The organism is Sphaerisporangium sp. B11E5 (assembly GCF_039871875.1).
Lineage (GTDB): Bacteria > Actinomycetota > Actinomycetes > Streptosporangiales > Streptosporangiaceae > Sphaerisporangium.
Map to the genome: position 1 here is coordinate 1 of NZ_JBDPMD010000096.1, position 5346 is coordinate 5346.

3 protein-coding genes and 2 pseudogenes are annotated in these 5346 nt (G+C 70.2%); 3 read left to right on the forward strand and 2 right to left on the reverse strand.

From position 1 onward, the window contains the following. A pseudogene (locus ABGB17_RS38585) lies at positions 1–256 on the reverse strand (hypothetical protein); the annotation flags it as partial. A 914-nt stretch (positions 257–1170) separates the two neighbouring features. Here ABGB17_RS38585 and ABGB17_RS38590 point away from each other — a divergent pair. Beyond that, the gene (locus tag ABGB17_RS38590; protein ID WP_347639321.1) at positions 1171–1884 is read left to right on the forward strand and encodes a FadR/GntR family transcriptional regulator; all 714 of its coding nucleotides are present in this window, start codon (positions 1171–1173) and stop codon (positions 1882–1884) included. A 103-nt stretch (positions 1885–1987) separates the two neighbouring features. Here the strand turns inward: ABGB17_RS38590 and ABGB17_RS38595 are convergent, their stop codons facing one another. Further along, positions 1988–2236, reverse strand: coding sequence for a hypothetical protein (locus ABGB17_RS38595; RefSeq protein WP_347639323.1), 249 nt, complete (start codon positions 2234–2236; stop codon positions 1988–1990). 1154 nt (positions 2237–3390) lie between these two features. Here ABGB17_RS38595 and ABGB17_RS38600 point away from each other — a divergent pair. Beyond that, positions 3391–4812 (forward strand): lectin, encoded by a 1422-nt coding sequence (locus tag ABGB17_RS38600; protein WP_347639325.1) that lies wholly within the window; start codon positions 3391–3393, stop codon positions 4810–4812. Between the two features lie 353 nt (positions 4813–5165). After that, positions 5166–5346: pseudogene (locus tag ABGB17_RS38605) on the forward strand (hypothetical protein); the annotation flags it as partial.

Sequence of the window (5346 nt, forward strand, 5' to 3'; positions counted from 1 at the left end):
CGTAGGACTGGCCGGCCTGGCCGCCGCAGTCCCAGATCTGCAACGCCGTTCCCTGCGTGCTGGAGTTGCCCGCGGCGTCCAGGCAGCGTCCCGACGGCTGGCTCACCAAAGGCGCCGCCGCCGAAGCAGGCACCGCCCAGGTCAGCACGGCCGCCATGACCGTGGCGAGCGCCACCACCACCGACATCGCGATGACGGCCGGCGAACGCCGCCCGCGGGCCGTGCGGCCCGATGGAAGGATGCGTGAGGGCTGCATCTTTGCTCCTCCAGATGAGAGGGATCCGCGAATCGGTTCGCTACCACTCGTCGTCTCGTCGACGTGCGCCACGGTCCAGGTAAACGTGCCCTTAGCTGTTAGCGCTCACAATCCGGGGCGATCGATAGTGATATGGCGCAGCAAATACGGCGGAAGAGGCGCCGTCAAGGAGCGGCTCCGTGGGGCTTCGTGTCGTCAAGCTCGCCGGACGTCGCCGCATGGGCGTGACCACCACGGCCCCACTCTTCCTGCCGGGTGGGCCCCGATGAAATTTTCATGATCCGTCACGACCCGCGCGGTCCTCCGACGGGGCCTCCGGTCGCCACGGGTGGGAGCCGTAAAAACGATCGAATCGATTCCATCCTCCGCCCTCACCTCGTCATACGGCGGTCTCCCGGCCCGCGACGGCGCCGGCGGGCGCAGTTCGATGCGGAGCGCGTCGATCCAGATGAAAGTTCCAGTACCCCGGCCGGCCGGCGGCTGTGCCCATGTCCGGGCGGCCCAGTTCAGGGTGTGTGCCGGGTCGCGGCACGGGCGCGGACGGCGGGAGCGTGTTGACGTGATCCCCCGGCCGGGGGTTGGCTCCCGCACAGTGGCGGGCCGTCGTGCATGAAACGGGACAGCCCCGCCGGTGTTATCGCTAACAACAAGATCGGCGCCTTGGTCCCCGACGCGGGCGCCGCACCACGGAGGGGAGCGTCCGTGCGACATCCCGGCCCTGCGTACAGACGGCCACGGCGAAGACACCACCGCCCGCTCCCGCATTCCCCGCGCGCCGGGCCTGGCCTCCAGGTCCCCTGGGCGGTCCGCACCGGGAACTTCTGACAGCGGACACCCCGCCCCAGCGGTGCCGTGCGCCGATGGGGCGGTGGGGCGGGTGGTCGTCCGCCGTGCTGAGGGACGAATATTTGTGTATGTCGTTGACGGAGCAGGCGATCGAGCACATCAGGCAGCTCATCAAGGAAGGGGTGCTGTCGCCGGGTGCCCGGTTGCCTCCTGAACAGGAGCTGGCCGTGGAGCTGGGCTTGTCGCGGAATCTGCTCAGGGAGGCTGTGCGTTCCCTCGTCACCACGCGCGTGCTGGAGGTGCGCAGGGGTGACGGGACGTTCGTCACGAGTCTCAAGCCTGAGTTGCTGCTCGAAGGCGTCGGTCTCGCGGTCGAGATGATGCGGGGCGACGACCTCCTGGAGATCATGGAGGTGCGCCGGCTGTTCGAACCGGTGGCCACCGGGCTGGCGGCCACACGGATCACCGCCGCCCAGCTCCTGGTGGTCGAGAGCCACCTCAAGGCGATGATCGCCGCTCAGGACGACGTCGAGGCGCTCAACCACCACGACGACGCCTTCCACCGCGCCGTGTTCGAGGCGACGGGCAACAGGTCGCTGTTCGCGCTGCTCAGCGGTATCGCGGGGCAGACACTCCGTGCCCGGGTGTGGCGTGGGCTGGTCGAGGACAACGTGGCCGGGCGTACCGTGATCGAGCACACCGCCATCTACCAGGCGCTGGCGGACGGCGACGCCTCCCTCGCCCAGGCGGTGGCGCTCGTGCACGTGAGCACCACCGAAACCTGGTTGAGGGAGAATCTCGGGAGGTCGTTCACCGCCCATGACGCGCGGGAGGACACCTGACGGGGCCGGCCACGGCAGGTGACCGGGGACCGGTACCGTCGCGGTGGATGTGGTCGTGCGGCGTGTTCTGTGCACGCACGTGACCCTCACCGGGCATGTCCCCTCATGGGCTGGTGCGACTCACCGCGCTCGGTGCGGCGGCGCCGTCACCGTCGGCGACGAAACCGAAGGCCGTCGTGCCGCTCGGGGCCACCGTGCCGTGGTGTGCGGCGTCGCGGACGCTGACCGCGCCGGTGGTGCCGGTGTTCACCCCGTTCCACCAGATGTACATGTCGAGGTTCGCCGGGTTGTCGCCGGAGTTCGTCACCCGCGTCAGCGACGCCGCCGGGGCCGGCCGGGTCACCAGGAACATGCCCGCGACCGTCAGGAGGAGAACGACGGCCGATGCCGGCGCCCTGAGCGTTCCTTCGCGTGGTGTCCTCTCGTCGTGGTGCGCGGCGCTTCGTCGCGGTGCGGCCAGGGCCGCCACAGCGCCTGTCACGCCGCGGCGCGCCGAGCGCGGCGGCGGTGACGATCGTCGCGCCGGGATGCCGTGCCGTCCCGCGTGCCTCCCGGCGCCAGGACGCCGGCCCGGCGCAGTGAGCGATAACAACGAGACCGCGGTCTGCCGGGGGAGCGGATGGGGAGCCGCGACCGTACCGGCGGCCACGGCGGCACCACTCCCGGCACCGGCCCGCTCCTGGTGCCCCACGACATCGGCGACGGCACCGGCCACGGGGCGTCGTCGCGGCCGGCCGTATTACGGACGCCGACGCGTTCCTGCTGGCAGGGGTACCTCCGGCATCGAGATCGGTGGCCGCATCCGGTGCCGGTGGCCGGTCCCGCGTCCGGGTGGTGAAGGGCGGACGCGGCGGGCCGCCGTCCGGTGGTCGGCCCGCGCCGGCCGGTGCCTGCCTGGGGCGGTCAGGCATCAGTCAGAGCTGTTAGCGCTAACAGCAAGTGTTCCCAGTGATCGCCCCTCTCGGTCCGCTCGAGGTGGTGGTGCGCGGAGCCAACATGACCGGGAGGACCGCCGTCAAGGCGCGGCGCCCCACCCGCGCGCGGTGCCGCGGCCCGTGGGGCGTGGCCTCATCTGGCCTGACGAGCGTCCGGCCGCGCCGCGTGGGAGCGGCGCGGCGATGAAACGTTCACCGTCGCCGACCGCCTCCCACGACGGGCGTCCGGTCCGGCCGGCCGCCGCCGCGACCAGGCTCATGACGCCGGGCCCGCCGGGGCTCACGCCTCATCGGGGCGCAGGTGATCGCGCGAGGATACGCTTGACACGTTTCGGGGGTGTTTCCACACTGAGTCCCCAAGCGGCCTCTTTCCTGCCGGGGTCGGTGGTGAGCGGCAGGGGCCGCGTTCCTGTGACGCTGGTGAATGCCGCACGCTTTCGGCGTGGTCGTGCCGTCATCCGCCGGGGCGTCTACCTACACGCTCGACTGCAGTGGAGGCTCAGGCATGCCGGAAAACGTCATACCCCCACCCCCTACTCGACGGCGGACACGCGGCGCGCATCACCGAGCGATGCTCGCCGCCGCGCTCAGCGTCGCCGGCCTGGCCACGGCCGTGGCGATCCAGGCCCCGGTCGGCGCCGCCGCCAGCACCCTCGGCGCCGCCGCCGCGCAGAGCGGCCGCTACTACGGCGCCGCGGTCGCGGTGAACCGGCTCAGCGAATCGGCCTACACCACCGTGCTCAACCGCGAGTTCAACTCGGTCACCGCCGAGAACGAGATGAAATGGGACGCCACCGAACCCTCCCGCAACTCCTTCAACTTCAGCGCCGGTGACCGCCTGGTCAGCCACGCCCAGAGCCGCGGCATGTCGGTACGCGGCCACACGCTGGTCTGGCACGCCCAGACCCCCGGCTGGCTGGCCAACCTGCAAGGCAACGACCTACGTGCCGCCATGATCAACCACATCAACGGCATGATGACCCACTACCGCGGCAAGGTCTTCGCCTGGGACGTCGTCAACGAAGCCTTCGCCGACGGCGGCGCCGTCGGCACCCTGCGCAGCTCCATCTTCCAGCAGCGCCTGGGCAACGGCTTCATCGAAGAAGCCTTCCGCGCCGCACGCGCCGCCGACCCCAGCGCCAAACTCTGCTACAACGACTACAACATCGACGACGCCAACGCCAACAAGACCCGCGGCGTCTACAACATGGTCCGCGACTTCAAAGCCCGCGGCGTCCCCATCGACTGCGTGGGCCTGCAGTCCCACTTCGGCAACCCCCCCAGCAACTACCAGCAGAACATCGCCCAGTTCGCCGCACTCGGCGTGGACGTCCAGATCACCGAACTCGACATCGGCGGCTCCGGCACCACCCAGGCCGACGCCTACCGCCGCGTCACCCAAGCCTGCGTGAACGTCCCCCGCTGCACCGGCATCACCGTCTGGGGCGTCACCGACCGCTACTCCTGGCGCAGCGGCGACACCCCCCTGCTCTTCGACAGCAACTACAACAAGAAACCCGCCTACGACGCCGTCCTCACCGTCCTCAACAACGCGTCACCGCAGCCCACGGCGACCCTGACCCCCACCCCGACCGGGTCCCCGGCTCCGACGAGCGCGATCAGGAGTGTGAGTTCCGGCCGCTGTCTGGACGTGAACGGCGCCTCGCAGGCCAACGGCGCGCTCGCGCAGATCTGGGACTGCAACGGCCAGGCCAACCAGGCGTGGACCCCGACCGCCTCCAGTGAGCTGCGCGTCTACGGGAACAAGTGCCTCGACGTGGCCAACTCCGGCACGGCGAACGGTACCGCGGTGCAGATCTGGGACTGCAACGGCCAGAACAACCAGAAGTGGCGCTTCAACTCCGATGGCACCATCACCGCGGTCGGCGCGGGCCGGTGCCTCGACGTGCCCAACAATGCCACCGCAAACGGCACGAAGCTGGTCATCTGGGACTGCAACGGCGGCGCGAACCAGCGCTGGACCCGCGCCTGACCTTGGTGTGATCCTCGCCGGGACGACCCGTGTCGTCCCGGCGAAATTTTCATCGACGTCCCCGGGGCGGCGGGGCGGCCGGGCGGCTCCCGCGCGCAGCTCACGACAGGCGCCGGACGTACGCGGCGCCGGCGGGGGAGAGGGCGGCCGTCTTGACCGTCCGCCGGGTATGGGATTGGCTCCGCGGTCGAGACGGCGTCCACGGCCGCGGTAGCGCGAACGCTCACGCGAGCCTTCGGACCTCAGCGAATGTTAGCGCTAACAGATGACGTCCGGCCGAGCGTGAGGCCGGGGCCCGCTCGCTTTCCGCGACGAAGAGGTATTCAGGTGAACACGCATTTCAGGGAGCAGAGATGAAATCCGCGGTCGCATCACCGGCCAGGGCCGGTCTCAGGCGTGGCGTTCTTTGGCTCGTGAGTCTGCTCTGCGTTGTGGTGTTGCTGCCGGCGGGGCCGGCGCGGGCGGACAATCCGCTGGTTCAGACGATCTACACCGCTGATCCGGCGCCGTTGGTGTACAACGGGCGGGTCTATC

Coding starts and splice junctions, on each gene's coding strand:
- ABGB17_RS38600 (WP_347639325.1), top strand. CDS start 3,391: ATGCTCGCCGCCGCGCTCAGCGTCGCCGGCCTGGCCACGGCCGTGGCG.
- ABGB17_RS38595 (WP_347639323.1), bottom strand. CDS start 2,236: ATGTTCCTGGTGACCCGGCCGGCCCCGGCGGCGTCGCTGACGCGGGTG.
- ABGB17_RS38590 (WP_347639321.1), top strand. CDS start 1,171: ATGTCGTTGACGGAGCAGGCGATCGAGCACATCAGGCAGCTCATCAAG.